General features: G+C 60.1%; 14 protein-coding genes. 4 read left to right on the top strand and 10 right to left on the bottom strand.

Annotated features, from left to right (window positions below; all coding sequences use genetic code 11):
* Window positions 1-37 precede the first annotated feature (37 nt).
* The 5 genes from KHO49_RS09660 to sdhC all read right to left on the bottom strand — a co-directional run bounded on the left by KHO49_RS09660 (window position 38) and on the right by sdhC (window position 6,374).
* Window positions 38-2,869 carry a 2-oxoglutarate dehydrogenase E1 component gene (locus KHO49_RS09660; protein WP_213664944.1) on the bottom strand — a complete coding sequence of 944 codons (2,832 nt, stop codon included), beginning with the start codon at window positions 2,867-2,869 and terminating at the stop codon, window positions 38-40.
* A gap of 263 nt (window positions 2,870-3,132) precedes the next feature.
* Window positions 3,133-3,837, bottom strand: a complete 705-nt coding sequence (locus KHO49_RS09655; protein WP_011060051.1) for a succinate dehydrogenase iron-sulfur subunit — start codon at window positions 3,835-3,837, stop codon at window positions 3,133-3,135.
* 12 nt (window positions 3,838-3,849) lie between these two features.
* Complete coding sequence (sdhA, locus tag KHO49_RS09650; protein ID WP_102878886.1) at window positions 3,850-5,622, bottom strand: succinate dehydrogenase flavoprotein subunit; 1,773 nt, start codon at window positions 5,620-5,622, stop codon at window positions 3,850-3,852.
* 3 nt (window positions 5,623-5,625) lie between these two features.
* A complete protein-coding gene (gene sdhD / locus KHO49_RS09645) occupies window positions 5,626-5,994 on the bottom strand; it encodes a succinate dehydrogenase, hydrophobic membrane anchor protein (protein WP_011060049.1) in 369 nt (122 codons plus the stop codon).
* Window positions 5,988-6,374, bottom strand: a complete 387-nt coding sequence (gene sdhC, locus KHO49_RS09640) for a succinate dehydrogenase, cytochrome b556 subunit (protein WP_015634665.1) — start codon at window positions 6,372-6,374, stop codon at window positions 5,988-5,990. The genes sdhD and sdhC overlap by 7 nt, the downstream gene beginning before the upstream one ends.
* Window positions 6,375-6,724: 350 nt before the next feature.
* On the opposite strand from sdhC, the gene gltA reads away from it, so the two are divergent.
* Window positions 6,725-8,014, top strand: coding sequence for a citrate synthase (gene gltA / locus KHO49_RS09635; RefSeq protein WP_011060047.1), 1,290 nt, complete (start codon window positions 6,725-6,727; stop codon window positions 8,012-8,014).
* Window positions 8,015-8,323: 309 nt separating this feature from the next.
* Here gltA and KHO49_RS09630 read toward each other — a convergent pair whose 3' ends face one another.
* The 3 genes from KHO49_RS09630 to KHO49_RS09620 all read right to left on the bottom strand — a co-directional run bounded on the left by KHO49_RS09630 (window position 8,324) and on the right by KHO49_RS09620 (window position 11,332).
* Window positions 8,324-9,982: a cation acetate symporter gene (locus KHO49_RS09630; RefSeq protein WP_102878885.1), complete on the bottom strand. Its 1,659-nt coding sequence runs from the start codon at window positions 9,980-9,982 to the stop codon at window positions 8,324-8,326.
* The gene (locus KHO49_RS09625; RefSeq protein ID WP_102863973.1) at window positions 9,979-10,290 is read right to left on the bottom strand and encodes a DUF485 domain-containing protein; all 312 of its coding nucleotides are present in this window, start codon (window positions 10,288-10,290) and stop codon (window positions 9,979-9,981) included. The genes KHO49_RS09630 and KHO49_RS09625 overlap by 4 nt, the downstream gene beginning before the upstream one ends.
* 190 nt (window positions 10,291-10,480) lie before the next feature.
* Complete coding sequence (locus KHO49_RS09620) at window positions 10,481-11,332, bottom strand: glycine betaine ABC transporter substrate-binding protein (protein WP_213664943.1); 852 nt, start codon at window positions 11,330-11,332, stop codon at window positions 10,481-10,483.
* Between the two features lie 330 nt (window positions 11,333-11,662).
* On the opposite strand from KHO49_RS09620, the gene KHO49_RS09615 reads away from it, so the two are divergent.
* Entirely contained in the window at window positions 11,663-13,216 is a 1,554-nt protein-coding gene (locus KHO49_RS09615) for a glycoside hydrolase family 17 protein (RefSeq protein WP_213664942.1), read from the top strand.
* Between the two features lie 31 nt (window positions 13,217-13,247).
* Here KHO49_RS09615 and KHO49_RS09610 read toward each other — a convergent pair whose 3' ends face one another.
* On the bottom strand, window positions 13,248-13,613 hold the full coding sequence (locus KHO49_RS09610) for a hypothetical protein (RefSeq protein ID WP_213664941.1): 366 nt from the start codon (window positions 13,611-13,613) through the stop codon (window positions 13,248-13,250).
* Window positions 13,614-13,847: 234 nt separating this feature from the next.
* Here KHO49_RS09610 and mlaY point away from each other — a divergent pair, with 234 nt between their 5' ends.
* A complete protein-coding gene (mlaY, locus tag KHO49_RS09605; protein ID WP_102863976.1) occupies window positions 13,848-15,146 on the top strand; it encodes a lipid asymmetry maintenance lipase MlaY in 1,299 nt (432 codons plus the stop codon).
* Complete coding sequence (locus tag KHO49_RS09600; protein ID WP_213664940.1) at window positions 15,139-15,927, top strand: MlaA family lipoprotein; 789 nt, start codon at window positions 15,139-15,141, stop codon at window positions 15,925-15,927. The genes mlaY and KHO49_RS09600 overlap by 8 nt, the downstream gene beginning before the upstream one ends.
* Window positions 15,928-15,978: 51 nt before the next feature.
* On the opposite strand, the gene KHO49_RS09595 is transcribed toward KHO49_RS09600, so the two are convergent.
* Complete coding sequence (locus tag KHO49_RS09595; RefSeq protein WP_213664939.1) at window positions 15,979-16,902, bottom strand: DUF808 domain-containing protein; 924 nt, start codon at window positions 16,900-16,902, stop codon at window positions 15,979-15,981.
* Window positions 16,903-17,070: the final 168 nt, after the last annotated feature.

Below are 17,070 nucleotides of genomic sequence, written 5' to 3'. Positions count from 1 at the left end.
GTGGTTCCTTAAATTCGGTTTCAGGTGCGCGAAGGCGTTAAACAGTGAAGGCATCTTGCAGCAGTTTTTCCTGCTGCTCGGCGTGCATCGACGCGTAGCCACAAGCTGGCGCAGCAGAGGCGTCACGGCCCGCGTACTCGAGTACGAGCGACTTGTCGTGATTGCCTACGATGCGACGCATATGGTGCTGGCTGCAGTACCAGGCGCCCTGGTTCATCGGCTCTTCCTGACACCAAACCACATGCTTGAGGTTGGTGTACGGAGCCAGGACTTCGTTCAGATCGTCCTCAGGGAACGGATACAGCTGCTCGATACGCACGACGGCGATGTCTTCACGACCTTCGGCACGGCGTTTTTCCAACAGGTCGTAGTAGACCTTGCCGCTACACAGAATCAGGCGCTCGACCTTTTTCGGGTCCAGTACGTCGATTTCCGGAATCACGGTCTGGAACGAACCTTCGGCCAGATCTTCCAGAGTCGAGATGGCCAGCTTGTGGCGCAGCAGCGACTTCGGAGTCAGAACCACCAGTGGTTTGCGCAGAGGACGGATCACCTGACGGCGCAGCAAGTGGTAGATCTGTGCCGGAGTGGTCGGCATGCACACCTGAATGTTGTGCTCGGCACACAGTTGCAGGTAACGCTCCAGACGCGCCGAGGAGTGCTCAGGGCCCTGACCTTCGTAACCGTGAGGCAGCAGCATGGTCAGACCGCAGAGACGGCCCCACTTGTGCTCGCCGCTGGTGATGAACTGGTCGATCACCACTTGTGCACCGTTGGCGAAGTCGCCGAACTGGGCTTCCCAGATCACCAGCGCGTTTGGCGTGGTGGTCGAGTAGCCGTATTCGAATGCCAGTACCGCCTCTTCCGACAGGAAGGAGTCGTACAGGTCAAAGCGCGGCTGACCTTCGAACAGATGCTTGAGCGGCACATAAGTGCTGGCATCTTTCTGGTTGTGCAGAACGGCGTGGCGGTGCGAGAAGGTGCCGCGGCCGATGTCCTGGCCGGTCATGCGGATCGGGTGACCTTCGAACGCCAGGGTCGCGTACGCCATGGTTTCAGCGTAACCCCAGTTGATCGGCAGGCCGCCGGCTTGCATCTTCTGACGGTCTTCGTAGATCTTCGCAACCTGACGCTGAACCACGAAGCCTTCCGGCAGCTCCAGCAACTTGGCGGACAGTTCCTGCAGGGTCTTGAGATCGAAGGTGGTGTCGTGACGTGCGGTCCAGGTGTGGCCCAGGTATGGACGCCAGTCCACGAACAACTCTTTGTTCGGTTCCTTGACCAGGCTCTTCACTACGTGCAGACCGTTGTCCAGCGCATTGCGGTACTCATCGACTTTCGCCTGAACACGCTCTGCGTCGAGCACACCGCTCTGGATCAGGCGATCGGCATACAGCTCACGGGTGGTGCGCTGTTTGGTGATCTGCTGATACATCAGTGGCTGGGTGCCGCTTGGCTCGTCGGCCTCGTTGTGGCCGCGACGACGGTAGCAGACCAGGTCGATCACCACGTCGCGCTTGTACTGCATGCGGTAGTCGATGGCCATCTGGGTCACGAACAACACGGCTTCCGGATCATCACCATTCACATGGAGGATCGGCGCCTGGATCATCTTCGCAACGTCAGTAGCGTACTCGGTGGAGCGCGAGTCCAGCGGGTTGCTGATGGTGAAACCTACCTGGTTGTTGATCACGATGTGCACAGTGCCGCCGGTACGGAAACCGCGGGTCTGGGACATCTGGAAGGTTTCCATCACCACGCCCTGACCGGCAAACGCCGCGTCACCGTGGATCGAGATCGGCAGAACCTTGTCGCCGGTCTGGTCGTTGCGACGATCCTGACGGGCGCGCACCGAACCCTCGACCACTGGAGAAACGATTTCCAGGTGGGACGGGTTGAACGCCATGGCCAGGTGAACTTCGCCGCCGGCGGTCATCACGTTGGACGAGAAGCCCTGGTGATACTTAACGTCACCGGAGCCCAGCTCGACCTTCTTCTTGCCTTCGAACTCGTCGAACAGCTCGCGCGGGTTCTTGCCGAAGGTGTTGACCAGGACGTTGAGACGGCCACGGTGAGCCATGCCGATCACGACTTCCTTGGTGCCGTAGGAACCGGAACGCTGGATCAGCTCGTCGAGCATTGGAATCAGGCTTTCACCACCTTCCAGACCGAAACGCTTGGTGCCCGGGTATTTGGTACCCAGGTATTTTTCCAGGCCTTCGCCGGCGGTGACGCGCTCGAGCAGGTGGCTCTTGATGTCGGCGGAATAGGTCGGACGGCCGCGTACGCTTTCCAGACGCTGCTGGAACCACTGACGCTGTTCGGAATCGGTGATGTGCGTGAATTCAGCGCCGATGGTGCGGCAATATGTCTGCTGCAACGCTTCGTGAATTTCGCGTAGGCTCGCTTCCTCTTTGCCGATGAACAGGTCGCCGGCACGGAAGGTCGTATCAAGATCGGCATTGGTCAAGCCGTAATGATTGATCGACAGGTCTGCAGGTGCAGGACGCTGCCACAGCCCCAGCGGGTCCAGCTGGGCTGCCTGGTGGCCACGCATCCGATAGGCCTGGATCAATCGCAGCACTTCAACTTGCTTCTTCTCGTGCTCACTGCTCACGCTGCCGGCGGATACCGGTTGGGCGCGGCGCTGGTTCTTTGCCAGCAAGACGAAATGATCGCGGATTGTCGAGTGCGAAACATCGATGGCAGTGCTGCCGTCGGTAGGCAACTTCTGAAAGTAAGTGCGCCACTCTTCTGGCACAGCGTTAGGGTCGTGCAGGTAGAGCTCGTAGAGCTCTTCCACATAGGCAGCGTTACTACCGGATAGGTAGGCGCTGTTCCACATGCGCTGCATCACGCTTTCTTGCATGCTTGGTCACCCTCGGTTAGGGGAACACCACCGGCGAAGACACCGAGCAAGCTTGCAGAAGTCCGAATGCAGCGACCAAAACAAGCCACTTAGGATCACGCTGATAGTCCGGGTACCAGCCCGGATGCCCCTGCTTGTCTCATTTCTTCAAAAATAAAAGCAGCCACTTTGTGAGCTGCTGCTCAGGTTAGAGCCATGACGCGGGTTGAAGCCCGCGCCTTGGCTTTTACGGGTACAGCGGTCCTACGGGTACAACAGCTGAATCACACGCCACTCTGCAGCAACATGTTACGAATGTGACCGATGGCCTTAGTCGGGTTCAGGCCCTTCGGACAAACGTTGACGCAGTTCATGATCCCCCGGCAGCGGAATACGCTGAACGGGTCGTCCAAGGAAGCCAGACGCTCGGATGTCTTGGTGTCACGGCTGTCTGCCAGGAAGCGATAGGCTTGCAGCAGAGCAGCCGGGCCCAGGAACTTGTCCGGGTTCCACCAGAAGGACGGGCAAGAGGTCGAGCAGCAAGCGCACAGGATGCACTCGTACAGACCGTCGAGCTTTTCGCGCTCTTCTGGGGACTGCAGACGCTCGATGGCCGGAGCCGGCGTGTCGTTCTGCAGGAATGGCTTCACCTTCTCGTATTGCTTGTAGAAGATGCTCATATCGACGACCAGGTCACGGATAACCGGCAGACCTGGCAGCGGACGAACAACCAGCTTGTTCTTCTTGACCACGGCGGACAGCGGCGTGATGCACGCCAGGCCGTTCTTGCCGTTGATGTTCATGCCATCGGAACCGCAAACGCCTTCACGGCAGGAACGACGATAGGAGAACCCCTCGTCCTGCTCTTTGATCAGCGCCAGCACGTCCAGCACCATCAAGTCCTTGCCACCGGTGTCGACCTGGAAAACCTGGGTTTTCGGAGCCGAGTCGGTGTCAGGGTTGTAACGATAAACTTCAACTTGCAACATATCGATCACCCTTTAGTAAGTCCGGACTTTTGGTTCAAAAGTCGGAACAGTCTTCGGCGAGAAGTTGACCGCACGCTTGGCAACGCGCTTCTCACCCGGGAAGTACAGGGTGTGGCACAGCCAGTTTTCGTCGTCACGGTCTTCGAAGTCTTCACGGGCGTGAGCGCCGCGGGACTCTTTACGCACTTCGGCAGCGATGGCAGTGGCTTCAGCCACTTCCAGCAGGTTCTGCAGCTCAAGTGCTTCGATACGCGCAGTGTTGAAAGCTTGAGACTTGTCGTTGATCTTGACGTTGGCGATACGCTCGCGCAGCTCAGCCAGCTGAGCAATACCCTTCTGCATGTACTCGCCGGTACGGAATACACCGAAGTAGTTCTGCATGCAGTTCTGCAGCTCGCGGCGCAGGGTTGCAACGTCTTCACCGGTGGTGCGCTCGTTGAGCTTGGCCAGGCGGTTCAGGGCAACGTCGACGTCAGTGTCGCTGGCATCGCGGTATTCGATACCGTCGGTCAGCGCTTTTTCCAGGTGCAGGCCAGCTGCACGACCGAACACCACCAGGTCCAGCAGCGAGTTGCCGCCCAGACGGTTGGCGCCGTGTACCGATACGCAAGCCACTTCACCCACTGCGAACAGACCAGGGATGATGGTGTCTTCGCCAGCAGCGTTCTGAGTGATCGCCTGACCATGAATGTTGGTGGCAACGCCGCCCATCATGTAGTGGCAGGTTGGAACGACCGGAACCGGAGCAACCACCGGGTCAACGTGGGCAAAGGTCTTGGACAGCTCGCAGATGCCAGGCAGGCGGCTGTGCAGTACTTCTTCGCCCAGGTGATCGAGCTTGAGCATCACGTGGTCGCCATTCGGGCCACAACCGTTGCCGGCGATGATTTCCTTGACCATGGAGCGCGCAACAACGTCGCGACCTGCCAGGTCTTTGGCGTTCGGAGCATAACGCTCCATGAAACGCTCGCCGTGCTTGTTGATCAGGTAACCGCCTTCACCGCGGCAGCCTTCAGTCACCAGTACACCAGCGCCGGCGATACCGGTCGGGTGGAACTGCCACATTTCGATGTCTTGCACCGGAACGCCGGCACGCAGCGCCATGCCTACACCGTCACCGGTGTTGATCAGGGCATTGGTGGTGGAAGCATAGATACGACCTGCACCGCCGGTAGCCAGAACAGTGGCCTTGGAGCGGATGTAGGTGGTTTCGCCGGTTTCGATGCAGATCGCGATCACACCGACAAAAGCGCCGTCCTGGTTCTTCACCAGATCGACCGCGTACCACTCGTTGAGGAACGTGGTGCCGGCTTTCAGGTTGCCCTGATAGAGGGTGTGCAGCAGCGCGTGACCGGTACGGTCGGACGCAGCACAGGTACGAGCAGCCTGGCCGCCCTTGCCGTAATCCTTGGATTGACCACCGAAAGGACGCTGATAGATACGACCGGTTTCAGTACGAGAGAACGGCAGACCCATGTGGTCCAGCTCGAAGACCGCAGCCGGACCTTCCTGACACATGTATTCGATAGCGTCCTGGTCACCGATGTAGTCGGAACCCTTGACGGTATCGTACATGTGCCAGCGCCAGTCATCGTTCGGGTCCGCCGAGGCGATCGCGCAAGTGATGCCGCCTTGGGCAGACACAGTGTGCGAACGGGTCGGGAACACCTTGGTGATCACAGCAGTCTTGTGGCCGCCCTGGGCCAGCTGCAGTGCGGCACGCATGCCGGCGCCGCCGCCGCCAATGATGATGGCGTCGAAAGAAATGGTTGGAATGTTAGCCATGAATCAGATACCCCAGAGAATCTGCACACCCCAGACGAAGTAAGCGAACATTGCAACGCCGCATACTGCCTGGAAAAGGAAACGCACTGCTGTCGCCGACTTGCCCAGCGCCATCGGCGTCAGGTAGTCAGTCGAGATGGTCCACATGCCGACCCAGGCGTGAGCGCCCAGGGCCACCATGGCCAGCAGACTGAAGATACGCATCCAGTTGTTTGCGAACAGGCCATGCCACTGGGTGTAGTCAATGCCCGGATTCGCTACGAGGTATCCGATCAGGAAAATGAAATAAGCCGCGAGAACGACCGCAGACACACGCTGTGCCATCCAGTCATAAAGGCCCGAACGCGACAGGTTCGTAACGCTGGTTACCATATCCAAACTCCCGCCAGAACGATTACCACCACGGATACGGCGATAACGATTTTCGAGCCCAGCTTGCCGCCTTCCAGCGTCTCACCGATGCCCATGTCCATAATCAGATGGCGTACACCGGCCACCAAGTGATACAGCAAGGCGGACAGGAGGCCCCACGCAACGAATTTGGCCAGCGGACTGGTCAAGCACGCCTTCACCTCGGCATAGCCTTCCTCGGAGCCCAGGGATTTGCTCAATGCATAAAGCATGATGCCGATGCCCAGGAAGAGGATGATGCCGGAAACACGGTGAAGAAACGACGTAACGCCGGTGATGGGGAGTTTGATGGTCCTTAGGTCTAGGTTTACAGGTCGTTGGCTATTCACGGCTTTTTTCACACTGAAGAGCCCCTAACAATCAGGGCAAAGTTGTTGGGGAGTGCACTGGTCAGGTAACCACTACCCAGGGAGTGCGACCCCCAATAAAGCGGGCCCAGAAGCCTACGGAGGTCGGTGGCCGAGTATAGACAGTTAGGCTACTAATGACAACGCAAACACCTTCCCCTAATAGCTGATTGCGTTAGCCTTATAAAAGGCGTAAATGGCGCTGAATTTCGCTAAAAAATCCCTCCCAAAGCCTTCTGGGACAAGACTTTAGGCAAATTGACATTCAGATTTATCTCACTATAGTGGTGCGGGCCCTGCGTGGGGGGTCTGTCTGATGATTTCAAGCATAAATAGGAGGCCACATGGCTGACAAAAAAGCGCAGTTGATCATCGAGGGCGCAGCCCCCGTCGAGCTGCCCATTTTAACCGGCACCGTTGGTCCCGATGTAATTGATGTTCGGGGCCTGACGGCCACGGGCCGCTTCACTTTTGACCCGGGTTTCATGTCGACCGCCTCCTGCGAGTCGAAAATCACCTATATCGACGGCGACAACGGCATTCTGCTGCACCGCGGCTACCCGATCGAACAGCTGGCTGAAAAGTCGGACTACCTGGAAACCTGCTACCTGCTGCTCAACGGTGAATTGCCTACCGCCGAACAGAAGGCCCAGTTCGTCAGCACCGTGAAAAACCACACCATGGTTCACGAGCAGCTGAAGAGCTTCTTCAACGGTTTCCGCCGCGACGCCCACCCAATGGCGGTAATGTGCGGCGTAGTGGGTGCACTCTCGGCGTTCTACCACGACTCCCTGGACATCAATAACCCGCAGCACCGCGAAATTTCCGCCGTGCGCCTGGTCGCCAAGATGCCGACCCTGGCAGCGATGGTTTACAAGTACTCCATGGGCCAGCCGATGATGTATCCGCGCAACGACCTGTCGTACGCGGAAAACTTCCTGCACATGATGTTCAACACCCCGTGCGAGATCAAACCGATCAGCCCGGTACTGGCCAAGGCGATGGACCGGATCTTCATCCTCCATGCCGACCACGAACAGAACGCCTCGACTTCCACCGTGCGTCTGGCCGGCTCTTCGGGTGCCAACCCGTTCGCCTGTATCGCTGCCGGTATCGCCGCGCTCTGGGGCCCTGCCCACGGCGGCGCCAACGAAGCCGTACTGACCATGCTCGACGAAATTGGCGATGTATCGAACATCGACAAGTTCATCGCCAAGGCCAAGGACAAGAACGATCCGTTCAAACTCATGGGCTTCGGTCACCGCGTGTATAAAAACCGCGACCCGCGCGCCACCGTAATGAAGCAGACCTGCGACGAAGTCCTGAAAGAACTGGGCATCAACAACGATCCTCAGCTCGAACTGGCCATGCGCCTGGAAGAGATCGCCCTGACCGATCCGTACTTCATCGAACGCTCCCTGTACCCGAACGTCGACTTCTACTCGGGGATCATCCTCAAGGCGATCGGCATTCCAACCAGCATGTTCACCGTGATCTTCGCCCTGGCGCGGACCGTCGGCTGGATCTCCCACTGGAAAGAAATGCTCTCCAGCCCTTACAAGATCGGCCGTCCTCGTCAGCTGTACACCGGCTACGAATCGCGCGACATCACCAAGCTGGAAGACCGCAAGTAAGACCTGCCTTGCGCACACGTCTTAGCTGCACCGGATACGGCCTCTAACAGAGGTCGTATTTGTTTCTGCTCCCCCCTCCCCTCACCTACCCCCTGCCGGAACCGACTTGCCGGCGAAGAACCCCGCAGCCCTGCCTCCCCCTCAAATAAGCCTTCGCTGGCACGCCAGCTCCTTGCATCTCGACTATCGCTACGCCCGCAATCGAGGGTATCTGAACAGGGCGAGCAGACAAAAAAATGCCTCGATCTTTCGATCGAGGCATTTTGCTATTACACAGCTTCTATATAGAAGCCGATATACAGGCCGAGCTTAGTGCGACACCGCCCCACTGGCGCCCAGGCCGGTCTGCGAACGCACGAACTGCGGGAAGAACAAGGCCCGCTCATTGGCCGCCGAAGCCGACTTGTCAGTGATGGAGAAGAACCAGATACCGACAAAGGCAATGATCATCGAGAACAGCGCCGGGTACTCGTACGGGAAGATTGCCTTCTCGTGGTGCAGGATCTGCACCCAGATGGTCGGACCGAGAACCATCAATGCCACCGCACTGACCAGACCCAACCAGCCGCCAATCATGGCGCCACGCGTGGTGAGCTTCTTCCAGTACATGGAAAGCAGCAGCACCGGGAAGTTGCAACTGGCAGCGATGGAGAACGCCAGGCCCACCATGAACGCAATGTTCTGACTCTCGAAGAGAATGCCCAGACCGATGGCCAGCACGCCCAAGGCCACGGTAGTGATCTTGGAAACGCGAATCTCATCCTTCTCGTTGGCCTTGCCCTTCTTGACCACACTGGCATACAGGTCGTGGGACACCGCCGAAGCACCTGCCAGGGTCAGGCCCGCTACTACCGCCAGAATGGTGGCGAAAGCCACCGCCGAGATGAAGCCGAGGAACACGCTGCCGCCCACCGCATTGGCCAGGTGCACTGCCGCCATGTTGTTGCCACCCAGCAAGGCGCCTGCGGCATCCTTGAAGGCCGGATTGGTGCTCACCAGCAGGATCGCGCCAAAACCGATGATGAAGGTCAGGATGTAGAAGTAACCGATGAAGCCAGTGGCGTAGAGCACGCTCTTACGGGCTTCCTTGGCATCGCTCACGGTGAAGAAGCGCATCAGGATATGCGGCAGGCCGGCAGTACCGAACATCAGCGCAAGCCCCAGGGAGAATGCCGAGATCGGGTCCTTCACCAGACCGCCAGGACTCATGATCGCCTCACCTTTGGGGTGAACCTTGATCGCCTCGGAGAACAGGGTGTTGAAATCGAAGTTGACGTGCTTCATCACCATCAGCGCCATGAAGGACGCACCGGACAGCAGCAGCACTGCCTTGATGATCTGTACCCAAGTGGTGGCCAGCATGCCGCCAAACAGCACATACAGGCACATCAGGATCCCCACCAGGATCACCGCCACATGGTAGTCGAGGCCGAACAGCAGCTGGATCAGCTTGCCGGCACCCACCATCTGCGCGATCAGGTAGAACGCCACCACCACCAGCGAACCACAGGCCGACAGAGTGCGTATCTGAGTCTGCCCGAGGCGATAGGACGCCACGTCGGCAAAGGTGTACTTGCCCAGGTTGCGCAGGCGCTCGGCGATCAGGAACAGAATGATCGGCCAGCCCACCAGGAAGCCGATGGAGTAGATCAGGCCGTCATAGCCGGAAGTGAACACCAGCGCGGAAATCCCCAGGAAGGACGCCGCCGACATGTAGTCACCGGCAATCGCCAGGCCATTCTGGAAGCCGGTGATCTTGCCACCCGCGGCGTAATAGTCGGCAGCCGACTTGTTGCGCTTGGAGGCCCAGTAAGTGATGCACAGGGTGGCCCCGACGAAGACCACGAACATCACGATCGCCGAGACGTTGAGGGGTTGCTTGTGGACTTCGCCAGTCAAAGCGTCTGCGGCCCACAGGGCAGGAGCGAAAGCGGCAAGACCGAGTGCTGCGAATAGACGTCGGATCATTGCTGAGCCTCCTTCAGGATCGCATTGTTCAGGTCATCGAACTCGCCGTTGGCGCGTCGCACATAGATACCGGTCAGGATGAAGGCCGAGACAATCAAGCCGACACCAATGGGAATGCCCCAGGTGATGGATGAAGTTGGACTGAGTTTGGCGCCCAGGATCTGCGGACCGTAAGCGATCAACAGAATGAAGCCCGAGTAAAGCCCAAGCATGATCGCCGAGAGAATCCAGGCGAACCGCTCTCGCTTACTGACCAGCTCCTTGAAACGCGGGCTGTTTTGAATCGAGAGGTAAATGCTGTCGTTCATTGTTTTTATCCTCGCAGCACAGATTTTAGGTAGAACCTAATCCACTCTATGCGGCTGTGAGGCAGGTTCCAGACGACCTTAGTATTAGAACGACATTAGCCACCTCGCCAACTTCCCCCCCAAAAAAACACAAGGCCGGCCGCTGATATCAGCGGCCGGCCTCACAACCCTCGTTCTAGACGCCTGACGGCTATTTAGCAGTCCACTCGGCAACCCGCTCCGGGTGCTTGCTCACCCAGTCCTTGGCCGCCACATCCGGTTTTGCGCCATCTTGAATGGCCAGCATGACCTCGCCGATTTCATCCTTCGACGCCCACTGGAACTTCTTCAGGAACGCTGCCACCTCTGGCGCCTTCTTCTCCAGGCCCTTGCTGCCGATGCTGTTGACGGTTTCAGCGGCGCCATACACCCCTTTCGGATCTTCGAGGAAGCGCAGTTTCCACTTGGCGAACATCCAGTGCGGTACCCAGCCGGTCACGGCGATGGATTCCTGCTTATCCTCGGCCCGGGTCAGTTCGGCGATCATCGCCGCACCGGAACTGGCCTGCAGCTTGTAGTCCAGGCCGTAGTCCTTGATCGCCTGGTCGGTCTTGAGCATCACCCCTGAACCGGCGTCGATGCCGACAATCTTGTTCTTGAAGCTGGTATCGGTCTTGAGGTCCTCAATGGTCCTGGCCTTGACGTACTCCGGCACGATCAGACCGATCTTGGCGTCCTTGAAGTTGGGACCGTAGTCGACAACCTTGTCCTTGTTCTTGGTCCAGTATTCGCCGTGAGTCACCGGCAACCAGGCCGAGAGCATGGCATCGAGCTTGCCGGTGGCTACGCCCTGCCACATGATCCCGGTCGCCACCGCTTGCAGTTTGACGTCGTAACCGAGCTTCTGCTTGATCACCTCCGCCGCCACATAGGTAGTCGCCACGCTGTCGGACCAGCCGTCGACGTAGCCGATGCTCAGGGTTTTGCTGTCGGCACTGGCCAGAGTGGAGCTGATGGCAAGTACCAGTGCGGCACCTGCGCCTAAGAGTCGTCGCATCTTCATCGTTACTTCCCCGAAAAGTGCAGTGCCGGGCGGCTGCCGGGCACGTCAACGTATGGTTATGGTGCTCAGCGCCCCCATCACGCCTCACCGCGAACGCGTTCGATCATCAGCGGAGTACTGATGCTTCGATCATCAACCCGCCACCGCCCGCGACCTGCTCTGCCTGCGACCTCAAGGCAACCAGCAACGACATCAGATAGCCAGTAACCAGGTGCTGCGACCTCCTCGACTCAGGGCCCGCCCAAACTTTGCATGTCAAAATCATGCAGGCCACCAAGCTGTGGACAAATGCGGGTAAGATGCCCCGCTTTGTTCCACTACGGCCTGACCATGTCCGCCACAGCCCGCTTCCCCACCCTCGCTTATCTGTTCGCCTGCCTGCTCGGCCTGCTGGCCCTTGGTAGTTACTGGTACGGCCTTGGCCGGCCGGTGTCGCTGCCGGACGTCGCCAGCGCCAGCCACAAACTGCAATGCGCCTCCTATACGCCGTTCGACAAGGACCAATCGCCCTTCGACCAGCCGTTCAAACTGCGCCCCGAACGCATGGACGCCGACCTGGCATTGCTGGCCACCCGCTTCGAATGCATCCGCACCTATTCCATGACCGGCCTCGAAGCCCTGCCCGAGCTGGCGCGCAAGCACGGCCTGAAGCTGATGATCGGCGCGTGGGTCAATAGCAACCCAGTAGACACCGAGAAAGAAGTCGACCTGCTGATCGCCTCGGCCAATGCCAACCCGGATGTCGTCAGCGCGGTGATCGTCGGCAACGAGGCGCTGCTGCGCAAGGAAGTCACCGGGCCGCAACTGGCGCGGCTGATCCTCAAGGTCAAGGCCGGGGTCAAGCAGCCGGTCACCTATGCCGATGTCTGGGAATTCTGGCTCAAGCACCCGGAGATCGCGCCAGCGGTGGACTTCCTCACCATTCACCTGCTGCCGTACTGGGAAGACGACCCCTCGAACATCGACGCGGCCCTGAACCACGTGGCCGAGGTACGCCAGGTATTCGGCAACCGCTTTGCCCCCAAGGACGTGATGATCGGTGAAACCGGCTGGCCCAGCGAAGGCCGCCAGCGAGAAACGGCGCTGCCGAGCCGAGTCAACGAGGCCAAGTTCATTCGTGGCTTCGTTGCCTTGGCGGAACACAACGGCTGGCACTACAACCTGATCGAAGCCTTCGACCAGCCCTGGAAACGCGCCAGCGAGGGCGCAGTCGGCGGTTACTGGGGGCTGTTCGATGCCGATCGCCAGGACAAGGGCATCCTCGCAGGCCCGGTGTCCAACCTGCCTTACTGGCCACAATGGCTGGGCGCGGGCGCGGTGATATTCCTCGGCACCCTGATCCTGGGTGGCCGGGTTCGCGGTCGACGCGCTGCGCTGCTCTTGCCGCTGCTGGGCGCGCTGGCGGCGTGCACCATCGGTACCTGGGGCGAACTGGCGCGGGTCACCAGCCGCTTCACTGGCGAATGGTGCTGGGCCGGACTGCTACTGGGCCTGAACCTGCTGATTCTGGCCCATGCCGCCCTGGCCTTGAGCCCTCGCGAAGGCTGGCGTCTGCGGGCCTTCAATGCCCTGGAAAAGCGTGCAGGCTGGTTGCTGGCAACGGCAGGATTCGCCGCCGCGGTGATGATGCTGGAGCTGGTGTTCGACCCGCGCTACCGCAGCTTCCCGAGTGCGGCCCTGCTGCTGCCGGCGCTGGTCTACCTGTGCCGCCCGGTGCGCGTGCCACGCCGCGAAATCGCCTTGCTGACCTTTATCCTGGGTGCCGGCATCGCTCCGCAGCTGTATCAGGAAGGCCTGGCCAACCAGCAGGCCTGGGGCTGGGCCCTGGTCAGCCTGCTGATGGTGGCCGCGCTGTGGCGCAGCCTGCGGGCCCGCATCGCCTGAAAACAGCCCTAGCCGCAGGTTTTGCCTGCGGCTAGGGCTTGGCGGCGCGCACCAGGCGCAAGGCCGCAATCACCACCGCAAACACCGCCAGCGTGGTGTTGTACAAGGCCAGGGCCGGAATGCCCGCCAGCAAGGCCAGCACCGCCAGCCACCAGCCGGCACGACCGGGCACGACAAACCCCAGCAGCGCTGCGCCCAAGGCACTCCAGCCCAGCACCTTGAAGTGGATCATCCAGCCCAGGCTGGAACGTAGCGAACACTCCCAGCGACCGACCTCATCAACACAGGCGCCCACCCACCGAGCATCCTCCATAAAGCCATAGCGCAGGCCATAACTGGCAGCCAGCCACAGCGGCAGGACAACGAGCAGCACAATCACGGGAAGGCGGCGGGACATGAAACACTCCGAACAATCAAAACGGCGCCCAGCATAATCGCCCACGGACGCTTGGCAAGCACGACGCACAGATAACTGTTCAGCAAATAGCGGCAAAGTGTATCGTCCGGCTACTATCACCCCCCAGCAGGCCTGTGGCCGGGGTTATTTGTGCCCACCCATGGCACTTCGGCAGCAGCGCGGTGGTCATAGCCTGCGAACCTCATTCGGTACCTTCCTTCTAGGGATACAGTCATGCTTCGTTCCTTGCGCCTCGCTGCCCTGTTCGGCGGCCTTATCCTGAGTGCGTCCGCACTGGCGGTGGATGTCGACCCGGCCAGCTATGGCTACCCGTTGACCAACCCCTTTGAAGCCACCATCGCCACCACCCCCCCGGAGCTGCGCCCGGAACTGCCCGCCAACGATGACATCCGTCAGTCCGACTACAGCCTGAACCTGCGGCCGGAGCGCGAGTTCATCCTCCCGGACAATTTCTGGGCGGTGAAGAAGCTCACCTACCGCATCGCCACCCAGGACCACGCCGCGCCGCTGATCTTCCTGATCGCCGGCACTGGCGCGCGCTACGACAGCAGCCTCAACGAGTACCTGAAGAAGCTCTACTACAAGGCCGGCTACCATGTGGTGCAGCTATCCTCGCCCACCAGCTTCGACTTCATCACTGCCGCCTCGCGCTTCGCCACCCCCGGGGTGAGCCAGGAAGACGCCGAAGACATGTACCGGGTCATGCAGGCCGTACGGGCCCAGCACCCCAAGCTGCCGATCACCGAGTTCTACCTCACCGGCTACAGCCTCGGCGCCCTGGACGCGGCGTTCATCAGCAAACTGGATGAGACCCGACGCAGCTTCAACTTCAAGAAAGTGCTGCTGCTCAACCCGCCGGTCAACCTCTACACCTCGATCACCAACCTCGACAAACTGGTACAGACCGAGGTCAAGGGCATCAACAACAGCACCACCTTCTATGAACTGGTGCTGGGCAAGCTGACCCGCTACTTCCAGCAGAAGGGCTACATCGACCTCAACGACGCCCTGCTCTACGACTTCCAGCAGTCCAAGCAACACCTGACCAACGAACAGATGGCCATGCTGATCGGTACCTCCTTCCGCTTCTCGGCAGCGGACATCGCCTTCACCTCGGACCTGATCAACCGCCGCGGCCTGATCACCCCGCCCAAGTACCCGATCCGCGAAGGCACCAGCCTTACCCCGTTTCTCAAGCGTGCCCTGCAGTGCGACTTCGACTGTTACCTGACCGAACAGGTGATCCCGATGTGGCGCGCCCGCACCGACGGCGGCAGCCTGCTGCAACTGATCGACCAGGTAAGCCTCTACGCCCTGCAGGACTACCTCAAGGCCAGCCCGAAGATTGCCGTGATGCACAACGCCGATGACGTGATCCTCGGCCCCGGCGACCTGGGCTTCCTGCGCAAAACCTTTGGCGACCGCCTGACCGTCTACCCCCATGGCGGGCATTGCGGCAACCTCAACTACCGCGTCAACAGCGACGCCATGCTGGAGTTCTTCCGTGGCTAAACATCTCCTGCTTATCGCTGCGTTGCTCTGCGCAGGCTATGCCCAAGCCGACAACAGCAAGGCCCACGCCTCCACAGTTCAGGACCCCGACGGCTTCACCGAGCCGTTGAAGAAACTCAAGTTCAACCCGGGGCTGGACCAGCGCGAGTTCGAGCGTTCGACCCTCAATGCACTGAACATCTATGACCCGCTGGAGTCGTGGAACCGCCGGGTCTACCACTTCAACTACCGCTTCGATCAGTGGGTGTTCCTGCCGGTGGTGGACGGTTATCGCTATGTGACCCCGAGCTTCCTGCGCAGCGGGGTCAGCAACTTCTTCAATAACCTCGGCGACGTCCCGAACCTGATGAACAGCCTGTTGCAGTTCAAGGGCCATCGGTCGATGGAAACCACGGCGCGCCTGCTGCTCAACACCACCATCGGCGTTGCCGGCCTGTGGGACCCGGCCACCAAGATGGGCCTGCAACGCCATAGCGAAGACTTCGGCCAGACCCTCGGATTCTATGGCGTGCCCGGCGGCGCCTATCTGGTGCTGCCGATCCTCGGCCCGTCGAACCTGAGGGATACGGCCGGGCTGGCGGTGGACTACACCGCCGAATCGGCAATCAACTTCCTCAACGTCTCGGAAGTCAGCAGCAATCACCCCGAGATCTGGGCGCTGCGTGGTGTCGACAAGCGCTACCAGACCAGCTTTCGCTATGGCCAGCTGAACTCGCCGTTTGAATACGAGAAGGTGCGCTACGTGTACACCGAATCGCGCAAACTGCAGATCGCCGAGTAACCTGCTGTACCGGTTGCCGACCGCAAGAGCGGCAACCGGCTGACTCGGATCTCAGCCGCGCAAGGCCCGCCAGCCTTTGCCCAGTAGCGTCACGGCCAGCAGTACCAGCCCACCGGCAATGATCCCGGCCACGGCATTGAGCAGGGTCGGCATGATCACCGACACCGGGCCCATGACTGTGGCACTACGCTCAGCCAGGCTCTCGATCAGATGGTGCACGGCAGGGACGCCGTGGGTGAGGATGCCGCCGCCCACCATGAACATCGCCGCCGTGCCGATCACCGACAGACTCTTCATCATCCACGGCGCCGCTCGCAGGATGGCACCACCGACGCGTTTGGCCAGGGCGCCCGGTTTCTGCGCCAGCCACAACCCCAGGTCATCGAGCTTGACGATGCCCCCCACCAGACCGTAGACGCCAACGGTCATGACAATCGCAATCCCCGAGAGCACCACCACCTGCTGGCTCAGGGAGGCGCCTGCCACCGTGCCCAGAGTAATAGCGATGATTTCCGCGGAAAGGATGAAGTCGGTACGAATCGCGCCCTTGATCTTGTCCTTCTCAAAGGCCACCAGATCCACCTGAGGGTCTGCCAGCGCCCGCAAGGTCTGCTCATGTTCGGCCGCATCGTCGCCGTGGGGCAGGTACTTGTGCGCCAGCTTCTCGAAGCCTTCGAAACACAGGTAGGCCCCGCCGATCATCAGCAACGGCGTCACCAGCCAGGGCGCCAGGGCACTGATGGCCAGCGCCGCCGGCACCAGGATCAATTTGTTGCGAAACGAGCCCTTGGCCACGGCCCAGACCACGGGAATTTCCCGCTCGGCGCGAACCCCGGAAACCTGCTGGGCATTGAGCGCCAGATCGTCGCCCAATACCCCGGCGGTCTTCTTCGCCGCCATCTTGGTCATCAAGGCTACGTCATCGAGAACTGCGGCGATGTCGTCGATCAAAACCAGCAAACTGCTTCCTGCCATGGGCCAGGCTTCCCTGCGTGAAATAAGGCGCGCAGCATACCGCGTCAAAGGCCGGACAAGCGAGATGTCAGAAGCAGGAAAACCGCGGCCAACGGGCATTCTTGAGCCCCTCGCGACCCCGGTGCTACCATGCGCAACCGCCCGAACAGGCAAGGAATCCCCCGGTTT

The organism is Pseudomonas sp. RC4D1 (assembly GCF_018390395.1).
GTDB lineage: Bacteria > Pseudomonadota > Gammaproteobacteria > Pseudomonadales > Pseudomonadaceae > Aquipseudomonas > Aquipseudomonas danubii.
Note: the sequence above shows the minus strand (reverse complement) of the source record. Positions and strands in the feature narration are given on the sequence as shown.

Bases quoted from the DNA above. Each gene is read 5' to 3' on its own strand.
- KHO49_RS09655 (WP_011060051.1), bottom strand. From the start codon at position 3,837: ATGTTGCAAGTTGAAGTTTATCGTTACAACCCTGACACCGACTCGGCT.
- KHO49_RS09610 (WP_213664941.1), bottom strand. From the start codon at position 13,613: ATGTCCCGCCGCCTTCCCGTGATTGTGCTGCTCGTTGTCCTGCCGCTG.
- KHO49_RS09630 (WP_102878885.1), bottom strand. From the start codon at position 9,982: ATGATCCGACGTCTATTCGCAGCACTCGGTCTTGCCGCTTTCGCTCCT.
- sdhD (WP_011060049.1), bottom strand. From the start codon at position 5,994: ATGGTAACCAGCGTTACGAACCTGTCGCGTTCGGGCCTTTATGACTGG.
- sdhA (WP_102878886.1), bottom strand. From the start codon at position 5,622: ATGGCTAACATTCCAACCATTTCTTTCGACGCCATCATCATTGGCGGC.
- KHO49_RS09620 (WP_213664943.1), bottom strand. From the start codon at position 11,332: ATGAAGATGCGACGACTCTTAGGCGCAGGTGCCGCACTGGTACTTGCC.
- mlaY (WP_102863976.1), top strand. From the start codon at position 13,848: ATGCTTCGTTCCTTGCGCCTCGCTGCCCTGTTCGGCGGCCTTATCCTG.
- gltA (WP_011060047.1), top strand. From the start codon at position 6,725: ATGGCTGACAAAAAAGCGCAGTTGATCATCGAGGGCGCAGCCCCCGTC.
- KHO49_RS09625 (WP_102863973.1), bottom strand. From the start codon at position 10,290: ATGAACGACAGCATTTACCTCTCGATTCAAAACAGCCCGCGTTTCAAG.
- KHO49_RS09615 (WP_213664942.1), top strand. From the start codon at position 11,663: ATGTCCGCCACAGCCCGCTTCCCCACCCTCGCTTATCTGTTCGCCTGC.
- KHO49_RS09595 (WP_213664939.1), bottom strand. From the start codon at position 16,902: ATGGCAGGAAGCAGTTTGCTGGTTTTGATCGACGACATCGCCGCAGTT.
- KHO49_RS09660 (WP_213664944.1), bottom strand. From the start codon at position 2,869: ATGCAAGAAAGCGTGATGCAGCGCATGTGGAACAGCGCCTACCTATCC.